Source organism: Leptospiraceae bacterium, from assembly GCA_015075105.1.
In the GTDB taxonomy this organism is placed as follows: Bacteria; Spirochaetota; Leptospiria; order Leptospirales; family Leptospiraceae; genus JABWCC01.
Map to the genome: position 1 here is coordinate 930,506 of JABTUZ010000001.1, position 22,095 is coordinate 952,600.

The following is a 22,095-nucleotide window of genomic DNA, read 5'->3' on the forward strand; positions in this document are numbered from 1 at the left end:
TTTACGCTATCTTTTCATTCAGATAAGAAAAATATTTGGCAAAACTTTGATAAACCATTGCTTCATACAAATGCTCTTCTTGTACTTTTTCACTGTTCAGAATATCTGCAATAGTTCTTGCTGTTTTTTTTAAGGCACTCAATTTTCGTAAACTTCTCGATGGATTCTGGTTTATACTGTTTATCAGCTTTTTAGATTTTTCATCGAAGTTGAATAACCTGTCTATTTCTTCTGATTTTACTCTTCCGTTAAATTCTGTATGAGATTTCGCAAATCTGATTTCTTGGATTTTTCTTACCTTCTGAATTCTTGTAGAAATTTCTTCTAAGTCAATATTTGTTGTTCTTCTGTCACTTGTAAGATATAGTTCTATTTCTAAATCAATTCTGTCTAAAAATGGTCCTGAAAATTTACTGAAATAATTTCTAATCTTTTGTTTAGAGCAGATGCATTCAGTTTGGTTGGATAGGTAGTAACCACATGGGCAAGGGTTGGTTGCTCCAACAAATATAAATGAAGAAGGGTAGGTCAGGTGTCCGTTGACTCTCGAAATAGTAATTTTTCCTTCTTCCATTGGCTCTCTCAATGATTGGATAACATGGGGTTTGAACTCACCTAATTCATCTAAGAAAAGTATTCCCCTGTGGGCTAAGGTGACTTCTCCCATCTTTAAATCTCTCCCACCACCTACGATGGATATATCGGATGCAGTGTGATGAGGGGAACGAAATGGTCTTCTGATATTTAAAAAGTTTTCATTTATGATGTGCTCATTGGATGATTTAATTCTTAATACATCCAAGAATTCTGAATCGGAAAGTGGAGGGGAAATAAGTTTTGCGAGTTTTGCGAGCATACTTTTTCCGCTACCTGGAGAGCCGATCATAAGTAGATGGTGGTGCCCGGCGAGACTAATCTCAATGGCTCGAAGTGCCAGAATTTGGTCATTATAAACATGGATATTGCCCTTGGGAAACATAGTGTGGGTTTTTCTTTTTTGGTGTGGCTCTTTTATTTTTTCATAACTTAATATCTCATTGATTTCAGAAAGATGGGATATAGTGTAAACATTCAGAAAATTTATTAAAGAGGCTTCTAATTTATTTTCTTCCGGGACAATTACGGATGTAAATTGAGTATGTTTTAGAGACAATAAAATGTTTGTGATTCCTTTTAATGGACGTACGCTGCCATCCAATCCCAATTCCCCTAAGATCAAGAATTCGTTGTATGGAAAATTGCTTTCTATTTGTCCGCTTGATTTTAAAATTCCAAGTGCAATTGGAAGATCAAACCAGCTACCGTCTTTTTTTGCACCTGCCGGAGATAGGTTCACTAAAATATTTTGAAGTGGAAATTCAAATCCACTGTTTTCGATCGCAATTCTTACTCGATCAGTTGCTTCTTTTATGCTTGCTGCCGCCAAACCAACTACGCTAAACCTTGGAATTCCTCTTTTAATATTAATTTCTACTTGTACAATCTTTGCAATTAGTCCGTCAAGGCTCGAGCTGAATAGATATGCCATTTTAGAATTCATCTTTCACTTCCTTATTTAAGAAGGTAAAAAAAATGGATTAAAAAAAATAAAAAATATCAAAATTTACGCATTTGATTTACTTTTTTTAAAAAATATGTATTGATTTACTTCTTTGTTAAAAAAAAATCACATAATTGTAGAATAAATGACTTTCCGAAAAAAAATTTCAGTGTCAATTATCTAAATTAGTTTTAGAAATATTTTTGAGTATTTGGAGTATTTTATTGAAAAATAAAAATACAGTTATTGCATTTCTTGTTTTAATATCCGTTTTTGCGCTTTTTTTTTATTCTTGCGCAACCCATCTTGTTAAAAGAGAAGAATTGGTTCAGTTGAATGAATACTATAGCGATAAGACATATTATTTAAAAGAAAATATCTATATCGGTAACGATGAAGTAATAAAGAAAGGTGCATCTGTTAAAATCTGGGTCGAATCTACCCCAACTATTTTAAAAATAAAATGTTATCCGAGCGATGAAGATAGAGAGCACGTAATCGGAAAACTAATTATTTATATTGTAAACGATGAATACAAAAAGCGATTTATTACAAGAGAAGAGTTGGACTCAATAATTGGAGAAAAATTGGTTGCCTACAATCCTAAAAAAAGGAGACATAGATAATTTTGATTTTCCTTGTTTTTTTTGTATTCAAGCGATTTAAGATTCACAATTCACAAATCCGATGATAGAATTATATGCAGCGAATTTTTTATATAATATTTATATTTTTCTTAGTTTCAAAACTTTTTCCTGATTCTACCGGGCAAATAGATACAGAGATCAGTGAATACACGGAAAAAGAAAATTCCTCATTTTTTGACTCAGAGGAATCCAAGATTAAAGAAATGTTTTCATTTGAAGAAAATAATTCAGATAATTCGTCTGAAAACTCAGAAAAAAGTCAATACGGATACCAGAGACTTCCCAATTCTATCCGAGTTTCCAATATTCTATCTACAAAAATTGTAAGAAATACTAAAGCAGGGATCGAAAAATATAAGGTAGGCGATAACGAGACATTGGATGGGGTCGCTAAAAAATTTCGAGTTTCCACCAAAAAAATACAAAAAACCAATCGTTTAAAATCAACTAAATTAAAGAAAGGACAGTTGTTGAAAATCCCGATTGTTGTTCCGACGGGCTCTTATTCCAGAGTTACCAAAGTAAAAGTATTTGCCTTGCCTGTGCAAAACCCAAGGATTTCTTCCCGATTTGGTGGTCGAAGAGATCCATTCAATGACTACAAAAAAAATTACCATACCGGGTTAGATTTAGCGGTTGAGATAGGCTCACCGGTCATTGCCTCGGCAGACGGAGTTGTGGAATTCACCGGAAGAAATGGCGGCTATGGAAATATTATAATCATTCGCCACAAAAATGGCTATAGAACAGCCTATGCTCACTGTGCAGATATTTTTGCCAAAGTTGGAGATAAAGTAAAAATGGGAAAAGTAATTGCACGGGTAGGAAGAACTGGAACAGCCACAGGATCCCACCTACATTTTGAAGTAACTCTTAACGGAAGATACATGAATCCCGAAAAGGCATTGAAAAAAGTAGAAATCTATACATCAAAAGTCACAAATTCTGTAGCAAAACTATGATTCTTTTCTAAAATGAAATAAAAAAATACATGACACACAAACCATGAAATTTCAATGTACAGGTTGAAATGAATTTTATTCTTCTAAGGCTACAGAAAAACAATTTTCTTGTGTTGTTACCTATAGTATTATTCTTTACTTATTCATTGGCGTATTTAATTCGATCTATCGTTATTGTTTTTTTGAATCCGGGTCAACAGGTAGCACTGCAATCAGAGAATAATATTACAGTAAGCCAAGGTGAAGCTATGAAATCCTTGAGTGTCTATGAAGACGTAGTCCAAGGGAATTTAATTCGTGGTCAGATTATTTCGGCATCCGATTCCAAGTTTTCTACAGGTGCTCCGGGTGAAGCTGAAGATTCTAACTCTGATGAAATGCTTGTTACAGGGACAATTAGTGGTCATCCTTCATTTGCCAGAGTAACAATCTTAGAGAAGGGGAAGGATGAAAGTGAAGAGTATCCGATTGGAGGAAAAATCCAAGGGTATAAAATTCATTCTATAGGTCAACATTTTGTAGTTTTAGAAAAAAATGGCTTGAATTTAAAAGTTGAAATTGGTGAAACTATTCAAGTAGCTCGTCAAAGGGTAACAGGGAAGGCTGAATCTACTCCTAAGGATGAATTAGCTTCTACTGGAACTGTAAAGAAAATTCTTTCAAGAGAAGACGTTAATGCAAAATTAAAAGATCCAGCACTGATTTATAAAGATGCAAAATTTGGACCTAATTTAGTTTCAGGGAAAATTGACGGATACAAATTATACCAAGTATCAAGTAATCATATTTTTTATTCCTTAGGGGCAAGAAGTGGTGATATAGTAAAAAGGGTAAACGGAATGCCTTTAAATGATACCGGTAAAATGCTTGAGATGTGGAATAATATTAAAAGTGCACAAAAAATTACGGTAGATATTGAAAGAAGTGGAAAAATTATTACTTATGAGTTTATTATTAGAAATTAAAATTTGGCAGATATGAAAAAAACAAACACCTTGAATCAAATCTTTTATATTATACTTATATTTGGAATTTTAAGTTTTGATATATTTTCTCAAGATCCCGGAACAGAGTCGGTGAATTCTAAAGAGTCGGAAGAAAAAACAAATCCGAATGCAGGAAAACTTTCTAAATCTAAAGACGGATCTATTAGTTTTACTGCTGATTGGAGAAACACTGAAATCAAAGATTTTCTAAAAGGCATGAGCGCCATTATTAAGAAAAATATTTTAGTGGATGATACAATCAAAGGAAAAAAAATTACGATCATATCCCAAAAGAAAGTAAATGTAAAAGATGCTTACTCTTTTATGAAATCAGTTCTGGAAGTTCAGGGCTTTGCACTAATTGAAGAAAATGACTTGATTAAAGTAGTTAGAATCAAAGACGCTCTTGCAAAATCTCCTACAGTTCGAGTCGGAAGAGAATTGATCCCATCGGAGGAAGCGTATTCTAATAAAATCATTACTCAAATTGTACCTATATTAAATACGAATGCTGCAGAGCTTGAGCCATTATTAAAAAGAGTAACTTCTCCTGATACGGATGTAATCGTATATAGAACATCGAACACCGTAGTCCTATCCGGCTCATCCACAGATATTAATAAACTTCTTAAGATGATAATTAAAATCGACCAAAGAATAGAGGGGCCTGGGCTTACTGCTACCGCAGGGGACATTCATATTTATACCTTGGAATACAACGAAGCAGAAAAATTAGCTTCTATCTTGGTTAAGTTAGACAATCCAACTGTTGAAGCTCCACAGGTAACAGACCCTACCAAGCCCCCTGGCACACCGGCTCCACAGGCAAAAGTAGAAAAGATGAAAGCAGTTGCTCACAAGGATTCCAATTCAATTATTGTAACAGCGACCAATTCAGAATGGAATGAGATAAAAAGAATCATAAAAATTTTAGATATGCCAAGAAAGCAGGTTCTACTTGAAGTGTTGATCGTAGAATTGACATCCAACGATTTGAATGACTTTGGTATAGATTGGAGATACCAAAAGCAGGCATACAGTCAGTTTAACTCAGGTCTTGCCGCACAGGGTGGGATTTTAAATAGTAAGGGTCAACCTACAAACGTAAATACTTTGACTGGTTTCTCTCTTGGATTTTTAAGAAGAGGTGGAGAGCAAATCATTGGTATCTTGAATGCAAATTCTACAAATGAAAATTTTAATGTACTCTCGGCACCGCAAGTATTGACCATAGACAACCAAGAGGCAGAGATAAACGTGGGTCAGGACGTGCCGGTCAGAACTCAGAGTAGAAATGCAGGTCTCGGTGGGGACAACGCAGTTACTGTCGATAATTATGAATACCGTCCTACAGGAATTAAGTTAAAATTCACACCTCATATAAATAAAAACGATAAGATCACATTGGATCTATTTCAAGAAATTAAAAATATTGCAGGGCTCCCTACCCAAGGCGGCAACCCGATTTTTAATAAAAGAGATGTGAAGACTACAATTACAGTCGAAAATACTCAAACAATCGTAATCGGTGGACTTATTTCAAACGACAAACAGAAGAAAATTACCAAGATCCCTTTGCTTGGAGATATACCTATTCTTGGAAATTTTTTCAGGAGAACTACAACTCAATTGAAAAGAACAAATCTAATGGTTTTTCTTACTCCGCATATTCTTGATTCCAGATTAAAATCAGATCGGATCACGGGCGAGAAAAAGGAAGAACAGGAAAGATTGGAAGAGGAAAGAGACAGGAAACTCAGATGAGAAAAACACTCGGTGAAGTTCTCGTTGAAGACGGGATTATTACAGAGAAAGATTTAGCGGAAACTCTCAAAGTACAGAAGAAAAATAATTTACCTCTAAGCCAAATCATTCAAAAGAAAGGTCTTGCCGGAGAAATTGACATTATGAAGTCTCTTGCGAAACTTCATGGTATGGACTTCCTTGATAAATTGGATTTTAAAAATTTTGAAGAAGTTTATAGAAATATCCCTTTAAAATTAATTCAGAAAAGTAAAATTGTGCCTTTTTTGTTAGAAGGTACAAGGATAAAAATTGCAATCAGTGACCCAACCGACCTTCATCCGATGGACGATATTCGTATATTTTTAAAAGGATATACTGTAGAATTTGTTCTAACTCCTGAGCCGGAAATCATGAGAGTGATTCATCAACATTTTGATACATCCTCTTCGGATGCAAAAGAGTTGATGGACGAGATGGTAGAAGGTGAACTCGGTAGCCTTGCAGAAAGTTTTGAAAATGAATCTTTAGACCTCTCCAATGAAGCGCCTATCATTAAGATGGTGAACGTGATTTTGTCTCAAGCCGTAACAGAAAGAGCATCTGATATACATATTGAGCCTTACGAGAAATCTGTAGTAGTACGTTATAGGGTGGATGGAATTTTACACAAGGTATTGTCTCCTCCTAAATCATATCAAGCCGGGATCATCTCTAGAATCAAGATCATGTCCAATCTAAATATCGCTGAAAATAGGCTGCCCCAAGATGGTAGAATTAAAATTCGCCTCGCCGGAAAAGATGTAGATATCCGGGTTTCTACTATACCTTGTCAATACGGTGAGAGAGTTGTGATGAGGCTCTTGAATAAAACTGATCAGAAATACTCTCTTGACACAATGGGCTTCAACAAAATCATCATGGACAATTTTAAGAAATTAATTTACCAACCCCATGGAATTATTTTAGTAACTGGACCAACAGGCTCTGGTAAATCTACTACACTCTATTCCGCACTTTCAGAATTGAATACGGTTGAAAGAAATATCATTACTTGTGAAGACCCTGTGGAATACCAGATCGACGGGATTAGCCAGATGCAGATGCAGGAAAAGATTGGTCTGACTTTTGCTACAGGTTTAAGAGCAATCCTTCGTCAAGATCCGGATATTGTAATGGTAGGAGAGATTCGAGACGAAGAAACTGCAAGGATCGCAATTCAAGCGTCTCTTACAGGCCATTTAGTATTTTCTACACTTCATACAAATGACGCAGCCTCTGCCGTTACAAGATTAGTGGACATGGGTATAGAGACCTATCTGATTACTTCTACTGTTCTTGGGTTCATCGCTCAAAGGTTAGTTCGAGTTATTTGCAAGCAGTGTAAGAAAGCCTACAAACCTTCGTCTAAAGTATTAGATTCGATTGGGATTTCTTCAAAAGAATTGAAAGATGGTGTACTCTATCACGGTGAAGGGTGTTCTGCATGTATGGGAACAGGGTTTAAGGGAAGAAGCGGGATTTACGAGTTGCTAGTAATGAACAACGATGTTAAATCAACAATTTTATCCGGTGCAGATGCGAATAAGATTAATGAAGTGGCTTTGAAAACCGGAATGATTCCTTTGCGGGAATACGGGAAATTTAAAATCATAGAAGGAGTTACAACTCCTGATGAAGTTCTAAGGGTATGTTGATATGCCGCTATATACTTACGTCGCATTTAGTAAAAAAGGAAAAGAAGAAAAAGGAATCGTTGATGCGAGTAATCTACAAGGAGCAAGAAATAAATTAAAAGCCAAAGGCCTCTATGTTAGAACCATAACAGAGGACAAAGAAAAGAAAGACAGAGAGTTGTTTCCTTTTTTATCTAAATTACTCTACAGAATTCCAAGAAAAGAAGTAGGATTATTTGCTCGTCAATTAGGTACTTTACTCGGAGCAGGAATTCCACTTGATAAATCTCTTGGAAATATTATTGACCAAATTGAAAATGAATTTTTTAAAAAAGTGATTATTGAAATTCGGGGGGCAATTACGGAGGGCAGTTCGCTTTCAGGTGCAATGGAAAAACACCCGGATATTTTTCCTTCTCAATACCCGTCTTTGGTATCAGTGGGAGAAAAAACAGGTGAGTACGAAACTACTCTAAATCGTTTAGCAGATTTAGAAGAGGCTGCCACAGAATTAAAATCGAAAGTACAGGTAGCAATGATTTATCCTATGATTATGGGAGCCCTATCTCTTTTTGTAGCTGTATTTTTACTTGCAGTTGTTATTCCTCAGATTCAGGAATTATTTGCTCAGTTTGATGCAAAACTTCCATTGATTACAAGGATTGTAATTGGTTTATCCAATTTGATTATCAATTATTGGTGGCTTTTAATTTTGGGGTTCGGTGGCTCTATATATTCATTTATTCGTTTTAAAAATTCTGAAAAAGGGAAGAAAAAGTGGGATGTTTTTGTTTTAAAAATTCCTATTTTTGGAACACTATTCCAAAAAGTATTGATAAGTAGCTTCACAAGAAACTTGGGAGTTTTACTTACCAATAGAGTTCCTTTAATTACTTCTCTTCAAATAGTGTCCAGAATTGTAAACAACCATATTTTTCAGACTGAGATTGCAACTGCAATAGAAAAAATTAAAGAAGGGGGGAAATTATCGGATTCATTTTTTGATTCCAAGATTTTATCTCCAATGGTCATAGGAATGATTTCAGCCGGTGAAATTTCCGATAAAGTTCCTGAAATGATGAATAAACTGGCAGATATTTTTGACGAAGAGGTCAATAATGCAGTCAAATCAATGACACAAAGTCTTGAGCCAATTATGATCGTGGTGATGGGTGGACTTATTTTTACTATTATGGCAGCGATTATGACTCCAATGTACAAATTGACAAAAGAAATACAGAATCTATAATATAACAAAAGAGGGAAAAATGAAAAAGAATATTTTTAAAAAAGTAAACCGTAGATTTAGAAAGGGTTTAACTTTAGTTGAGCTTGCGGTTGTTGTATTGATTATGGGCTCGATCATTACTTTGGTTGCTCTAAATATAAATCCTGGCGAATTGAAGGATGATACTGCCTCATTGAAACTCAGGAAAGATGCAAATGAGCTTGCAATGCAACTCGAAAGGTATGCAGAAAAATATGGGAAGTATCCAAGCGAGGAGCAAGGACTTTCTGCATTAGTGGAAAAACCTACTACCGGAGATGTACCAGAGGACTGGAGACCAATTCTAAATAAAAAAAATGCAATCTTGGATCCTTGGGGCACACCATATCAGTTGAAAAAAGATCCGAATAGCGATGATTATATGATCGTTACCTTAGGGAAGGACAAAAAAGATGGTGGTGAAGGGAAGGACGCTGATTTTAATATTAGGGATGAAAATACATACCCGCAGGCATTCCGCAAAAAATAAATCCCATAAATTGCTTTTTGTTTAAAAAATAAAAAGCAATTTTTATTGAAATGAGATACCGCAAAGGTCTTACGCTCGTTGAATTAGCGGTTGTGATTTCCATTATTGGACTTTTGATGTCTATGGTTATTTCGAGCCTTGCCAACTTGATTCGTCCGTCTGTTGCAGATACTTCTGAAAAGTTAAAATCTGCAATTCAGTTTTGTTACGAGACAGCTATTTTAAATAATCAGACTGTTATCTTGGAAATAGATATTGAAGAAGATAAATACACAGCTTATAAATTGAATAGAAAGGAAGAGGGAGTAGAAGAAAAAAAGATTTTAGAATCAGGAAAATTACCCTCCTACAGTTCAATTGTAGACATTACTGATTTAAGAGGGATGAAATACGAGTCAGGTAAATTAAGGATACCATTTACCCATAACGGAACTGCAGGCGATTACAATATTCATATCGGAGATGAAACAAAAATAAGAAAAACTATTTTAGTCTATAAATATAGAGGGAAGATTGTATTAAAAGATGGGGAAGTAAACAGGACCACAGGTGCCGGAACTCAATCCGATATGGGAAAGGAAGAAGGTTTTGCTGAAGAGTTATAAATTACGCAGAGGATTTTCGTTAATCGAAGTTGCAATTGCACTTGCTATTGCAGGTTCTGCCATGGTCTGGTCGTATTCACTAATAAGCAATGGAATTACTATGCAAAAAAAAGCATCTGATTTCACCAATGCGGTACAATTAGCAAAAATCAAAATGGCACAAATCGACTCTGCTGTAAGATTAGAAACCGATTCTTCTAAAGGAGAGATTCCGGGTTATAGAGGGTATAAATTTGAAACTGAGATCAAGGAAGAAGAGCTAGACTTGCTAAAACTTGCAAAGGGAGAAAAAAATAATAAAGATTCAAAAGGGAGACCTTCTGATTTACTTGGCAGTGAAGACAAGATGAATAGCCTAATGAAAAAAAGAGGGAAGTCCCAAGGATTAGAAACCGGGGGAATTATAAAAGTTTTTCATATTAAGGTGAAAATTATTTATCCCTCCGGTTACGGTGAAGAATCCTATACTGCAGAAACTTTCAAGGCATCAAAATTCTAAAATGAATACTACTCTAAAATTAAGAAGAGGTGTGAATTTAATTGAGCTTGCGGTCGTAGTCATGATTTTAGGAGTATTGTTTACTGGAGTATTCGGGGCATATTACGCAGCACTAAAAATTTCACAAGGCTCAGAGATGAAAGGCGGGGCACAAAGAAAAGACGTATTTTACGCACTCGAAAATTTACGATCTACATTTTCTCAAACTTTTTTTCTTTCAGGTCAGAGGAGATTGATTTTTTTTGCAAAGGGAGAAGGTGGACCAAACAACAGAAAAGATCGAGTCACCTTTGCAGCAAACCATCCAAACTCAGAAGAAACCGGCACTCCTTCAGTCAGAGAAGTATCTTTTTTTCTTAGGAAAATGCCAAATGAATCAGACTACTATTATTTAATTAGAAGAGAAGATGAAATGGTTGACATCAATCCAGACAAGGGTGGAGTAGAACACATACTTTTAGATTATGTGAAAAGTTTTCAGATAAAGTATTCTCTTAGAGGAGATAAATGGCAGGACGATTGGGATTCCAAAGAATTACAGAAAGTTCCAAAGCTAATCCGTCTGGAATTGATTGTAAAAGTCGTAAGACAAGAATTGAGGTTTGAAACACTTGCGTACCCGGGCATATATTTCAAATAAGAATAGAAAAGGTGCGATGGTTATTATGCTCGTGATGGGTATAGGTACAGCCTCTTTTTTGACTTCAAATAAATTTGCAAGTGACAGGATGACAGAATTCAAAATGGCTAAATCTGAATCCGAGGGCTTTATCGAAAGATTGTCAGAGGCTGGATTTCAGGAGGACTCAGTGCTTTAAAAAAAATCCCGGAAGAAGTTCTGTATCAATCCGGGATTGCTTTAGACCCTCCACCTATTCCTCTTGGAGGTGGCGTAATTTATTATAAATTATCTCCCGAAGACGGAAAAATAAATTTAAATTCGCTTATTAAAATGTATGATAATCAGCCAAACGCAAGAACTCAAGAAATGACTACAAGGCTTTTTGAGCAGCTTGGACTAAAAAAAGAAATGATTTTTCCGATTATTGATTGGATAGATGAAAATTCCCAAGAAATGGGAGGTGGAGCCGAAATTTATTATTACTCCGGCTTAAAACCACCACGTAAAATAAAAAATGCACCTATGTATTCTTTATCAGAATTGCTATCAGTGAAAGGTTTTACAAGAAAAAATGTGTACGAATCGCTCAAGCCTGCGGGTTACGATACAAATAAATCTACTTCTTTTCAAACCGAAGAAGAAAAAGTTCTCTTGACAGATAAAGACTTTATATTGGCAAATAATGTCACTGCCTATCTTCCATTCAAGGACACCTCGGATGAAAGGATTAATATAAATGGAGCGCCCTATCATATACTTATGTCCCTATCCGATTTTATGACAAGACAAGCGTCTATGAGACTTTTAAAGTTGAAATTGGAGAAAGGCGGGTATATCAAGGAAATAAAAGACTTAGAGCCTCTACCGGAGTTTCAGGTTAAAACTTCTGGTGGGTTTACCCTGTACAAAGAGTTAGCCGGGGAGGGGACAGACGTTTCCGGCGGACGGATAAAAACTAAGGGCGATATTTATAAAATAGTTGGAGTAGGAATCATAAACAATAAAGTGACTCGAAGAATCACTTGTTTGTTTGATCTGGCAAATGATCAGATGTTATTTTATTCAGAGGATTAGTCATTCGTGTTTTTTGATCAATACTTAGCCATAGACTACGGTACTACTTTTATAAAAGGTATTTTGTATAAACAATTTTTAGGTGGGGTAACTATTTTACGGAATGAGACTCTAAAAATTGTCCGATTGGAAGAAAGTGAAGGGGATGAGTATGAATACAATATTGTTCGATTCATTCAGAGTTTTTTTCCTGAAGAAACAAATTTTTTGATTAATCTACCTATTGAAAAATTGTTTATTAGGGATCTTGTAGTTCCGCTTGGCACAGAGAAGGCAGTTCGAGAAATTATTCCTTTTGAGGTAGAAAATCAAATTCCATTTCCTGTTGAAACTATGGAAGTATTGGGCAATATCTGGAAAATAGAAGATGAAAATTCTAATGTAATAACATTTAGCGCCCACCATTCTGAATTACAAAAAGCAATTACTCCATTTCTTAGAACTGAAACACAGCTAAAATCTATGTCTATAGATTCTTTTGTGTTGAGTTCTGTAATTACAAAACACCAAGGGGGAGCCATTCATTCTGAAAAAGTTGGTCAGGTTGATATAGGTGGGAAAATAACTATATTCAATTCTATCTCGGATGGTAAGCTAACCCACTCAAGATTTTTTGCTGCGGGTGGAGAATACATTACTCAAAAAATATCTGACTTATTAAAAATAGAGCTACACGATGCCGAAGAATTAAAAACTTCTATCACGTTTAATATAAATGAAATTGATGAAGACTTGAAACAAGCTTTTTTAAAAAAGTTTAAACTCACAAATCAAAATTTTAAACAATTACTACAAATATTACACTCTTCATTAGACGAGGTTGCAGAAGAAGTGGCTAGAAGTATTTTTGCTCTATTTGATTCCGAGAAACCGGAAGTGATTTATTTGTCTGGAGGCGGGTCTTTGCTCCCAGGTACAGAAAAATTCCTATCGGACAAAATTGGAATTAGTGTAAAAAAATATGATTTTTTAGAGTTGAAAGAGGAAAGTTACACAACTTGTCTTGGAACCGGATACCACTATCTTCTAAAAAAATCAGAGAAGATGGATTTCTTAAATACAAAATATGTACAGACCATAAATAAAAGTTCATTAAAACTGAGTTACTTCAAAACTCATCTCGCACTTCTCGGAATATCATTTTTTATTTTGATAACAGTATTTTTTGTAGGGATTATCATAGACAAAAGAAAAATTAAAGCAAGTAATGAGCTACTTGCTCAAAAGTTTCAGTCTGGATTTGGGATGGAGGCTCCTTCCGATACCGATGTAATGGATTTTGCGGTTCGAGAAGTAAAAAAAGAGCAAAAAAATTCAGAAATTGTACGGTTGTTTTTAAGCCAAGACAGTATTTTAGATATTTTAGTTGACTTAACGAATAATTTTCCTTCTAAAGATAGCTTTAATTTTGCTTTGGATCAATTTACTTTTGACGGAAATGAAGTGCAGATTTACGGAAGAGTCGATGAATTCAGCGAGCTTGGCACGATTCAATCTTCTTTGGAGAAATCTAAAAAATTTAAAAATATTGAAGTTTTGAATAAAAGGTTGATTCAAGGTGTAAGTAAGCTAAAAGTAAGTTTTAAAATAAAACTTGAAGTTGTGAATTCATCAGAAAAAAACAATAATAATAAGTCGGATAGCAATGCTGAATAAATTAGACGAAAGAGAAAAGTTATTTGTAATCGGTGGAGTTATATTAGTAATTGTAGTATTATTTTTTAGCGTAATTCGGAAATTAGCAGAATTTCGGAGCGACCTTTCTGAAAAGATTGTTGAATCGAGAGGTAGTTCAGTTCAACTTGATAAATTAATCAAAGACTATCACTTTTATAAATCTTTAAAATCAGGACCTGAAGAGGATGTAAGCCAAATTTATTCCAAGTTAGATCAGATTTTGATTCGGTATTCTCTAAAAGATAAAGTATCTACTATGAGAGATTCTAATACAGTTATACTCAAACAGTACAACAAAATTACTATTGATATTAGTCTGCGTTCTGTTCCGTTAAATGATGTTATTAAATTAATTTATGATATTGAAGTGAATAAGCAAATTAATAGTAAGGTTGACTATATCAATTTTCGTAAACCATTTGCTGGTAAAGAAATTTATGATGTGAATTTAAAGTTATCATCGTACAGTAAATTAGGAAAGAAGAATGCCTAAGTTAGAAGAAGAAATCCAAGAAGAAATTGCAAATTCTATAGATGTGGAAAACGAGGAAGCCCCTCCTATTGAAGACGACGAATTTGATGAAGATGAGTATTCAGTTACTACTCTAACTTTAAAGCAAAAGATTCTTCTGATTTTTGGCGGGATTATAACTTTTCTTATATTTTTTATATTGCTTTTTCCTTTAGAAGAATTTATAAGAAGTAGTATTTCCAAAGTCAGCTCTCAAAAAGGGTATTACATTGATTTTAAAAAATTAAAAATTCCTATTTTTGGAAGTAAGGTCATAGATTCCTTGACTATCCAGACTCCTGATGGTTTGGGACTAAAATCTGAGGAAATTGAGATTAATTCTAGTTTTTATAATTTAGCCATTTATGGATCTTTTTCAGGCAGCATTCAGGCAAACTCTATTAAATTTGATAAGAAAGAAATTTCACTAAACATAAAAAGCATTCTATTGGAAGGGAAGTTGAATGGTCTTGGGGATGAGATGAGTCAGTTGAATGGAAATATAGCGATTCAGGCAACCAATGGAATGTTGGTAAAAATACCTATATTGCCAATGATTGGTGAATTAAAAGACACTACTATTAAAAATATTTCTATCATTTTAAAACTAAAAAATGGAAGGTTTCAGATCGAAAAAGGAATTTTGGATACTTCAATTGGCAGGCTTTCATTTAAAGGAAAAATAGAATATACTGGGAATTTGGGGAACTCCAGAATTGATCTGGAAATATGTCCTAAGCTCAGTGCCAATTTTTCAGCTGAGCGTCCAGACTTATCTGATATGTTGCAGGTTTTTAGCAAAGGAAACCCGGATTTTTGTGTACCTATTCAAGGAACTATGGAACAGCCAAAGTTGAATCTTCCCTTAGGAACAGGAAACGAGTTTCCAGCCAATCCGAGTATTCCACCTCCTCCACCACCAAAATAGTATTTTGGCTTGAAGTTATTCTCGACTTACTTTTTCTGCAAGTTTGTTGTATTGGTTAGAGCCTTTTCCAAAGGCTAATTCAGTGTATCGCATTAAGTGGTGATTTTTTTTTGACCGTATTGAAAAAGCAAGAGCATCTTTTTTGTATTTACTAGCTTGGATTTCTTGCTTTTCTAAACAAGCTGCAAGAATTTTATGAGGTTCTGCCTCTGCTTCATATTTATCGGATAATTCAATGTACCTGTCCAACATATCAACTGCAAGATTATAACTTTTTAGAGCAAACTGGTGCTTGATGTATTCTCTGAATAGGCTGGCTTTTAAATCTATATAGATCGGAGATTTCTTCACAATAGGATTTTCAATTTTGTCTAGATAATTCATACCCTTGACTAAGGGGATTATTGAATTTTGTCTTGCGTCTATGGTAATTTTACGAAGTTCTTTTTCTCGATTGTTCTCTCTTGCTTTTTTTTGCCATGTATATTTATCTTCTAAATTTACTTCTTTTTCGTATTCTGATTTTTTATTTTGAATTTGAATTTCTGAAGATTTAAAAATAGATAGAGAAAGGTTGAACATTTTACGAGCATTTTCTATCTTTTTAGTAGATGCTTCTTCGCTAATATCCTCTATAATTTTTAAATCTTTAGAGGTTTCTAATGATTCAGCTTCACCCCAATATCCCTCGATAGGTTTTTCGTCAGGAAATACTAACTCTGATTTTTTTTGGTTTTGATTGGAGTATATAGAAAAATGAATGAAAGGTATTAAAATAATAATGATAAATCTCTGCATTTCTTTATCCTAATAATAGTTTCGGTTGAATTTTGATTTTCCTTAATGGTTGTTTTTCGATAAAAATAATCTATTCAAATTATATACAATTAAAATTTAAGAATTAATAAAGTCAAATCATCTTCTAATATTTCTAAACCACCGGAAAACTGAGTGACTATTTCAAAAATAGAATCGCACAAAACAGATATATCTTCATTTCTTTGCTCCGATAAAATTGTCATGAAACGCTCTTCCGAAAACATTTTTCCTGTTTCGGGGCTTCTTATTTCAGTGATTCCATCCGTAAATAGGATGAGTAAATCACCCTTTTCTAAATAGTCAGTCATCTCTTCGCATTCAGGGTTTAGGAAAGATAGAATAATTCTTCCCTTGGGCAGCAAGGTTTTAACAGAGCCGTTGGATTTGATAACGATAAACGGTAGGTGGCCGGCTCTTGCCAACTTCATTTCACCTGTGGTTAAATTCAGATCTAAAATACTCGCAGTTATAAAGTTTGCACCTAACTTATCCTGTAGATTTTCATAAATGCAATCCATTGCCTCTGTAACCTTTGCTGTATTTTCATACCAATTACTTAAAGACATTTTTACCATAGAGGCAATAAATGCAGCAGGTACTCCGTGACCCGACACATCACAGATAAAAAGCCCTAAAGAATTCTTACTCGGAGTATATTTAATGTCAAAAAAATCTCCACCGATTTTCATCATTGGCTGATATTTATAAGCAATTTTTACTTCCGGTAGAATCGGTATATTTTTTGGCAGAAGGGATAATTGGATGGATTGAGCCATTTCGATTTGTCTTTCCAGCTCTTCTTTTTGCCTTTCTATAATCTGAGTTCTTTCATATACTTTTCTTTCAAGCTCGTAGTTTACTGCGTCCTTTAACTTTTCAAGCATAGTGAAATTTTCTAGTGCGTTGTTTTGTGCTCTTTCTCTTTCTGTAAGTACAGTGGAAATCAAATAGGTCATAAGAGTAATCGCCGCAATGAATGTATTTAGAAAAATTAATGAATCATTTAAAGACAGTGAATCATTTGCATAAATTGCAAATGGACCCATTCCTTTAATCGTTCTGTAAACTGCAATTCCGGAGAGTAAGACAATGGAAGTTGTAGCTCCAATTTTTTTAAACCGAAAAGTTGCATAAATTAAAAATGGAAAGGGAAGAAAAGAGATGGGATACTTCAAAGAGTGGAATGCAATTCTCGCAGCAATCAAAACAAGTAAAAAAATTCCTATCGCTTCAAGGAAAATTTTAAAACGAATTTTAGAGAACTCTATAGATAGTAGGGACATTAGAAATGGAGCTACAACTATAAAGCCTTGCATTTCTCCTGAAAACCAAGTAATCCAGACGTTCCAATAAGTTTCAGGTGCAACAAAACCCCACACAAGAAGTGAGCTAACTCCACTGAATGCACTTAAAGTAGAACCCGGGATTGTACAAAAAAGTAAAAATTTAAAAAGGTCTTTTGAATTGTTTAGTGGGTTTTCTGAATTTGTAATTTTTAAAAACAAGAATGAATTCAGAAAGGCTCCAAGTGTGTTCCCAACTCCGATGATGAGTGCAGTTGGGATGTGTGGATTGTTTAAATAGTTAGCAATAAATGCTCCTAAGAAAATCCCCGGAAAGGCTTTATTCTTGCGAAGTAAGAAAGCGGTAAGCCCTACACCTTCAGGAGGCCAAATTGGAGAAACTTGAGAATTGAAAAAAGCTAAGAAAAAACCAATTTTGGCAGCAGCTGTGTATCCAATTATAAGGACAATGGTTTCAGCAATATTCTTCAGAAGCCTTGATTGATTCAATAAATTCTCCTTCTATTTAAAGTTTCAAATAGATTTATCTTTGTTAGTTTGGCAGTTTATATTTAATTTATTCATAAAAATCTATTCTTAAATGAATTCAAGAACAACTTTTACTTCAATAAAAAAAAAATCTTCTTTTAAATATTTAGTGTATTTTAAAATTTGATTAGATTGAAATATCCATGTTAAAGAATAATTCAAAATATTACATTAAACGAGAAAATACTTCTGCCAGAGATAAAAAGAAATTTTACAGAAAAGTAGCGATTCGTATTTTTCTGTCTTGTATTTTGGGGTTTATCATTTCTTTGTTGTTTAGAAATTACTTACTATACCCTATCAAGATTTCAGATCGTGTAATGGAGCCTTCGATCAAAAAAGGTCAGTATGTGTTCATTACTCCATTTTTCAACCACGGGAATCTTAAAATAGGTGATGTCGTATTATCAAAAAATCCACTGAATGAAACTTATACCTTTCTTTCCAGAATTGCAGGAAAATCTGGTGATAGGATATATATTTCTAATAAAAAACTTTTCAGAAACATGAACTTGATTGATGAAGAAAAAAAAGGAATTCAATTTACCGATAAACGCACAATGTTTCCAAAATCTTTTTCCGGTAGAGACAATATCGAAGAAGTGTTTGTAAAAGACAGAAATTTCTTTTTACTTTCCGATAATAGAGATGAATGTTTGGATTCCAGAGAGCTTGGTCTGATTTCAGAAGAGAAAATTATTGGGAAAATGGTATTCTGAAATTTGCATATTCGACAGGATGAATTTTTACAAACTTTCTCCAAGGCGTATATATTCGGTGGTGGAAGCTCCGGTATTTCTGCTGCCAATCTTTTAAAAAAATACGGAAAAAAAATCTATTTAATAGACAAGAAAAAAATAGAGGGCGATCCATTTGATGGATATTTGTCGGACGAAATTAATTTTATGGAATTTGAAGAATCAATCATCGTAAAAAGTCCGGGGATTCATCCGAGTCATAAAATTTTAATTGCAGCGAGAGAAAACAACGTTCCTGTTTTTTCTGAAATTGACATAGGGTGTATTTTTTTTACAGGTAAAATTATTGGTGTTACAGGCACCGACGGTAAATCAACTACAACGAGTCTTGTATGGCATTTGATAAAAGAAGATTTTCCCAATTCAAAAGCTGGAGGGAATTTAGGAGTTCCATTCACTGTATTTTGTGAAGAGAAATTGGATTTTGCAGTTTTAGAACTTTCCAGCTACCAATTAGAAGATTCTATGCCGATTGATTTTGTCGCCTGTACGATTTTAAATCTTGCGCCGGATCATTTAGAAAGACACGGGACTATGGACAACTACTTACAAGCAAAGTTAAAAATTTTGGATTTTGATAACCCAAAGAAAATATACATAACAAGTGATGAATTTAGAAAAAAAATTCCAATTAAAAATTACAACTTTGTTCAAAAAAGTTTTGGTGAAGAACTCCTAACCGATGCTCTAATTTTAGAACAAGAGAATAGTATTCGTACAAAGAAATTTACCTATTCTACAAAAAATTTTGTTTTGAAGGGAAGACACAACCTTAGCAATCTTGCTTGTGCAATTTTACTTGCAGAAAGTATTGGTTCTCATCCTACAAATATCCAAAAGCAAATCAAAACTTTTCAGGGCTTAACCCACAGATTTGAATATGTAAAAAAAATCGGTAAGTTAGAAATTATCAACGATTCCAAGTCAACTAATCTTCATAGCATGCTTGCCGGCTTGAAAGGTTTTGATAAAAAAACTCCATTTATTTTGATCTTGGGCGGGATTCCGAAAAAAGAAGAACTATCCCCCATGCTGGAGGTTTTACAAACAAAAAATGTGGTTGTATTTCTTTACGGAGAGGCAGTGAGTAGTTGGGAAAAACCGCTTCGGGATATTCTTGGGGTAAACCTGATAGTAAAAGAAAACTTAAAGGAAGTAGTGGATAATAGCTTTGAAATTTCCGAAAAAATGAATTCAAAATATCTCCTATTTTCTCCCGCCTGTGCAAGTTTTGATCAATATAAAAATTTTGAAGAAAGGGGAAACCATTTTAAAGATTTGGTAAATCGTAGAATAGACCTAAGCTAATGATTTATTTACTTTTTCATAAATCTTGGCTTCTATAAAAATTTTTAATAAATCAGAATCAACATGGTTATCTTTTACTTCCATGCGAAGAATATCTAAAGCCCTGTCGATAGGCACAGCTTTTTTATAGGGTCTGTCTTTATCTGTAAGTGCATCGTAAATATCTGCAATCGTCATCATTTTAGATTGTACTGGAATCTCATCCGCATACAATCCTCTCGGATATCCGGTTCCATTTAGTTTTTCATGATGAGCATGGGCGATAGACGGAATCATTTTTAAGTCTCCTGTCCAAGGAATCTTACTCAAGAATTGAAAAGTGTGCTCTACGTGGGATTCAATTTCTTTTCTTTCTTCAAAGTCAAGTGAGCCTTTTCTGATAGTTAAGAAATTGTATTCAGCAGGTGTGATTACAGGAATCTCATCGTCATTTATAAATTTGAATTTCATTCTGGAGAGTTCTTCTAATCTTTGAGAGTTCGATTGCTCTAAAATAGTCGGCTCATTAGACGAAATAATCACTTCAAGCATTTCGTTTAGTTTTCTGGTCTCCATTTTGTATTCCATGTTGACCACATACTCGTATTCTTTGTAGCCTTCTGTTCCTTGTCTTTTTAGATAATCTATTTTTTTTTGTTCAAATCTGACTTCTAAATCTTTTTGAAGATAATAAAATCTCCATTTAATTAGCTCTAATTCATACTCTTCTAATTTTTTGGCTTTTACTAATACTTTTTCTCTAACTCCAACTTTTCCAAAATCGTGCAATAATGACGCATAACGTATTTCTTTCATCTGCGCCTTGGTAAATTTTATCTCAGAAAAAACGCCATCGTCTATTCTATCTACAGTTTCAGCTAATGCAGTTGTAAGATTGGCAACTCGAAAAGAATGACCACTTGTAGTCGGATCTCGTGCTTCAATTGCGCTTACAGATGCAGTGACAAATCCTTCAAATAGAGTTTCTATGTCTTTTATCAAGTTGTTATTTTGAATTGCTACGGCTGCTTGACCGGCGACACTCATCACCAGCTCTTCTGAATATCTGTCAAACGCAAGAACACTATTTCCCTTCATCTCTTCTAAAGTTAGTTTCTTGTTGAAATTCTTTTTTTTATTTATCAGTTGAATTACACCAACAATTTCATCCCAATAATTTTTCATCGGGACAACAAGCATACTTTTGGAGTGATAGCTTTTCACAGAATCAAAAATACGATTGAATTTGTATTCTGCTTCTCCTGTGAGTTTGTAAACATCAGGGATATTCAGGGTCTTTCCTGTTGCTGCAACATAGCCGGCGATACTTTGTTTATTAATCGGAAGAATGAATTCTCCACTGTCCAACTCAAGAGCTGATATTTTAAATCTTAGATTTTGAGGATCTCCATTTTCGTCTTTTTCAACAAGGTACAATGAGCCTGAATCAGCCAATGAAATTTCCCTTGCGCTGTAAAGAATATCTCTAAGTAACTTGGTAAAATCTTTTTCATTAGACAGGCTGATCCCGATTCGAGTTAATTTTGAAATTTCATTTGAGCTGGTGTTAATTCTGTGCTGCATATCAAATTTTTCTGTAACCATCTGTAAATGGGTGAAGGCATTTATGAGATTTTTCACCAAGAAAAAAACTGGAGCTTCTTTTGGGACAATAGAATGAAATAGATCGAGTTCTAAATAGTTTTTTGTAACTTCATAGTTCATCTCGGCAGAAATCACAAATCTTGACATCACCAAAGGATGGAGTTTTAGAGTCTCCCGAATAGAAGTATGCTCTTTTTCTAAACACTCCTTTTCAATATAAAATACTAAAAGTACAAAATTATCGTCATTTTCTTGACAGATTCGATTTAAAGAGGATAAGGGGACTATCTCGGCTTGAATTTTCTTACCATACAGATTTAGGTCAGACTCTAAATTTGTATTGTCTGTTACAATATATTGTTTTTTCTGCATGATAGTCTATAATTTCAATGAGTAGCCTAAAGCATTCATGGTCAACTAATTAAAATAGAACTTTTTTTTGCAATTTTGAAAAAAATATTGAATAGCTTTATAAGAATAATTGCTCATTTCTAAAGTTCTAATTGACAAAAACCGCTTATTTAGGATAAGTGAAGGATACAAGTTTAATTGTAGAGGTTTTAGATT

Annotated in this window: 19 protein-coding genes and 1 pseudogene; 16 read left to right on the forward strand and 4 right to left on the reverse strand. The window is 34.1% G+C overall.

The window, feature by feature from the left end; translation table 11 throughout:
- Position 1: 1 nt before the first annotated feature.
- Positions 2–1,540, reverse strand: a complete 1,539-nt coding sequence (locus HS129_04555; GenBank protein MBE7411326.1) for a YifB family Mg chelatase-like AAA ATPase — start codon at positions 1,538–1,540, stop codon at positions 2–4.
- Positions 1,541–1,764: 224 nt separating this feature from the next.
- Between HS129_04555 and HS129_04560 the strand changes: the two genes are divergently transcribed.
- From HS129_04560 to gspN, 14 genes and pseudogenes are all read left to right on the forward strand, one after another.
- Positions 1,765–2,166 (forward strand): type II secretion system-associated lipoprotein, encoded by a 402-nt coding sequence (locus HS129_04560; protein ID MBE7411327.1) that lies wholly within the window; start codon positions 1,765–1,767, stop codon positions 2,164–2,166.
- A gap of 74 nt (positions 2,167–2,240) precedes the next feature.
- A complete protein-coding gene (locus tag HS129_04565; protein ID MBE7411328.1) occupies positions 2,241–3,149 on the forward strand; it encodes a peptidoglycan DD-metalloendopeptidase family protein in 909 nt (302 codons plus the stop codon).
- Positions 3,150–3,217: 68 nt separating this feature from the next.
- Positions 3,218–4,114, forward strand: a complete 897-nt coding sequence (locus HS129_04570) for a general secretion pathway protein GspC (protein MBE7411329.1) — start codon at positions 3,218–3,220, stop codon at positions 4,112–4,114.
- A gap of 12 nt (positions 4,115–4,126) precedes the next feature.
- On the forward strand, positions 4,127–5,899 hold the full coding sequence (locus tag HS129_04575) for a type II secretion system protein GspD (GenBank protein ID MBE7411330.1): 1,773 nt from the start codon (positions 4,127–4,129) through the stop codon (positions 5,897–5,899).
- Positions 5,896–7,575 carry a type II secretion system ATPase GspE gene (gspE, locus tag HS129_04580; GenBank protein ID MBE7411331.1) on the forward strand — a complete coding sequence of 560 codons (1,680 nt, stop codon included), beginning with the start codon at positions 5,896–5,898 and terminating at the stop codon, positions 7,573–7,575. The genes HS129_04575 and gspE overlap by 4 nt, the downstream gene beginning before the upstream one ends.
- Before the next feature lies 1 nt (position 7,576).
- Positions 7,577–8,803: a type II secretion system F family protein gene (locus tag HS129_04585; GenBank protein MBE7411332.1), complete on the forward strand. Its 1,227-nt coding sequence runs from the start codon at positions 7,577–7,579 to the stop codon at positions 8,801–8,803.
- Between the two features lie 19 nt (positions 8,804–8,822).
- Complete coding sequence (gene gspG, locus HS129_04590) at positions 8,823–9,311, forward strand: type II secretion system major pseudopilin GspG (GenBank protein MBE7411333.1); 489 nt, start codon at positions 8,823–8,825, stop codon at positions 9,309–9,311.
- A 50-nt stretch (positions 9,312–9,361) separates the two neighbouring features.
- Complete coding sequence (locus tag HS129_04595; protein MBE7411334.1) at positions 9,362–9,916, forward strand: prepilin-type N-terminal cleavage/methylation domain-containing protein; 555 nt, start codon at positions 9,362–9,364, stop codon at positions 9,914–9,916.
- Complete coding sequence (locus HS129_04600; protein ID MBE7411335.1) at positions 9,879–10,415, forward strand: type II secretion system protein; 537 nt, start codon at positions 9,879–9,881, stop codon at positions 10,413–10,415. The genes HS129_04595 and HS129_04600 overlap by 38 nt, the downstream gene beginning before the upstream one ends.
- A 1-nt stretch (position 10,416) precedes the next feature.
- Positions 10,417–11,055 (forward strand): prepilin-type N-terminal cleavage/methylation domain-containing protein, encoded by a 639-nt coding sequence (locus tag HS129_04605; protein MBE7411336.1) that lies wholly within the window; start codon positions 10,417–10,419, stop codon positions 11,053–11,055.
- A 16-nt stretch (positions 11,056–11,071) separates the two neighbouring features.
- Positions 11,072–12,111 (forward strand): annotated as a pseudogene (locus HS129_04610) (general secretion pathway protein GspK).
- A 6-nt stretch (positions 12,112–12,117) separates the two neighbouring features.
- A complete protein-coding gene (gene pilM, locus HS129_04615) occupies positions 12,118–13,767 on the forward strand; it encodes a pilus assembly protein PilM (GenBank protein ID MBE7411337.1) in 1,650 nt (549 codons plus the stop codon).
- Positions 13,757–14,281, forward strand: coding sequence for a hypothetical protein (locus tag HS129_04620; protein MBE7411338.1), 525 nt, complete (start codon positions 13,757–13,759; stop codon positions 14,279–14,281). The genes pilM and HS129_04620 overlap by 11 nt, the downstream gene beginning before the upstream one ends.
- Entirely contained in the window at positions 14,274–15,227 is a 954-nt protein-coding gene (gspN, locus tag HS129_04625) for a type II secretion system protein GspN (protein ID MBE7411339.1), read from the forward strand. The genes HS129_04620 and gspN overlap by 8 nt, the downstream gene beginning before the upstream one ends.
- 15 nt (positions 15,228–15,242) lie before the next feature.
- Here gspN and HS129_04630 read toward each other — a convergent pair whose 3' ends face one another.
- Together HS129_04630 and HS129_04635 are read right to left on the reverse strand one after the other, a co-directional pair.
- On the reverse strand, positions 15,243–16,025 hold the full coding sequence (locus tag HS129_04630; protein MBE7411340.1) for a hypothetical protein: 783 nt from the start codon (positions 16,023–16,025) through the stop codon (positions 15,243–15,245).
- A gap of 89 nt (positions 16,026–16,114) precedes the next feature.
- On the reverse strand, positions 16,115–17,839 hold the full coding sequence (locus HS129_04635) for a SpoIIE family protein phosphatase (GenBank protein MBE7411341.1): 1,725 nt from the start codon (positions 17,837–17,839) through the stop codon (positions 16,115–16,117).
- Positions 17,840–18,021: 182 nt separating this feature from the next.
- On the opposite strand from HS129_04635, the gene lepB reads away from it, so the two are divergent.
- The gene (lepB, locus tag HS129_04640) at positions 18,022–18,597 is read left to right on the forward strand and encodes a signal peptidase I (GenBank protein ID MBE7411342.1); all 576 of its coding nucleotides are present in this window, start codon (positions 18,022–18,024) and stop codon (positions 18,595–18,597) included.
- A 51-nt stretch (positions 18,598–18,648) separates the two neighbouring features.
- Positions 18,649–19,944, forward strand: a complete 1,296-nt coding sequence (gene murD / locus HS129_04645; GenBank protein ID MBE7411343.1) for a UDP-N-acetylmuramoyl-L-alanine--D-glutamate ligase — start codon at positions 18,649–18,651, stop codon at positions 19,942–19,944.
- On the opposite strand, the gene HS129_04650 is transcribed toward murD, so the two are convergent.
- Positions 19,936–21,900 (reverse strand): GAF domain-containing protein, encoded by a 1,965-nt coding sequence (locus tag HS129_04650; GenBank protein MBE7411344.1) that lies wholly within the window; start codon positions 21,898–21,900, stop codon positions 19,936–19,938. The genes murD and HS129_04650 overlap by 9 nt on opposite strands.
- Between the last annotated feature and the right edge of the window lie 195 nt (positions 21,901–22,095).

What these genes read in the sequence shown, in the direction of transcription:
- HS129_04650 (MBE7411344.1), bottom strand. Translation starts at nt 21,900, where the DNA reads ATGCAGAAAAAACAATATATTGTAACAGACAATACAAATTTAGAGTCT.
- gspG (MBE7411333.1), top strand. Translation starts at nt 8,823, where the DNA reads ATGAAAAAGAATATTTTTAAAAAAGTAAACCGTAGATTTAGAAAGGGT.
- gspE (MBE7411331.1), top strand. Translation starts at nt 5,896, where the DNA reads ATGAGAAAAACACTCGGTGAAGTTCTCGTTGAAGACGGGATTATTACA.
- HS129_04620 (MBE7411338.1), top strand. Translation starts at nt 13,757, where the DNA reads ATGCTGAATAAATTAGACGAAAGAGAAAAGTTATTTGTAATCGGTGGA.
- HS129_04570 (MBE7411329.1), top strand. Translation starts at nt 3,218, where the DNA reads ATGAATTTTATTCTTCTAAGGCTACAGAAAAACAATTTTCTTGTGTTG.
- HS129_04595 (MBE7411334.1), top strand. Translation starts at nt 9,362, where the DNA reads ATGAGATACCGCAAAGGTCTTACGCTCGTTGAATTAGCGGTTGTGATT.
- HS129_04630 (MBE7411340.1), bottom strand. Translation starts at nt 16,025, where the DNA reads ATGCAGAGATTTATCATTATTATTTTAATACCTTTCATTCATTTTTCT.
- HS129_04565 (MBE7411328.1), top strand. Translation starts at nt 2,241, where the DNA reads ATGCAGCGAATTTTTTATATAATATTTATATTTTTCTTAGTTTCAAAA.
- gspN (MBE7411339.1), top strand. Translation starts at nt 14,274, where the DNA reads ATGCCTAAGTTAGAAGAAGAAATCCAAGAAGAAATTGCAAATTCTATA.
- HS129_04585 (MBE7411332.1), top strand. Translation starts at nt 7,577, where the DNA reads ATGCCGCTATATACTTACGTCGCATTTAGTAAAAAAGGAAAAGAAGAA.
- HS129_04575 (MBE7411330.1), top strand. Translation starts at nt 4,127, where the DNA reads ATGAAAAAAACAAACACCTTGAATCAAATCTTTTATATTATACTTATA.
- lepB (MBE7411342.1), top strand. Translation starts at nt 18,022, where the DNA reads ATGTTAAAGAATAATTCAAAATATTACATTAAACGAGAAAATACTTCT.
- HS129_04555 (MBE7411326.1), bottom strand. Translation starts at nt 1,540, where the DNA reads ATGAATTCTAAAATGGCATATCTATTCAGCTCGAGCCTTGACGGACTA.
- HS129_04605 (MBE7411336.1), top strand. Translation starts at nt 10,417, where the DNA reads ATGAATACTACTCTAAAATTAAGAAGAGGTGTGAATTTAATTGAGCTT.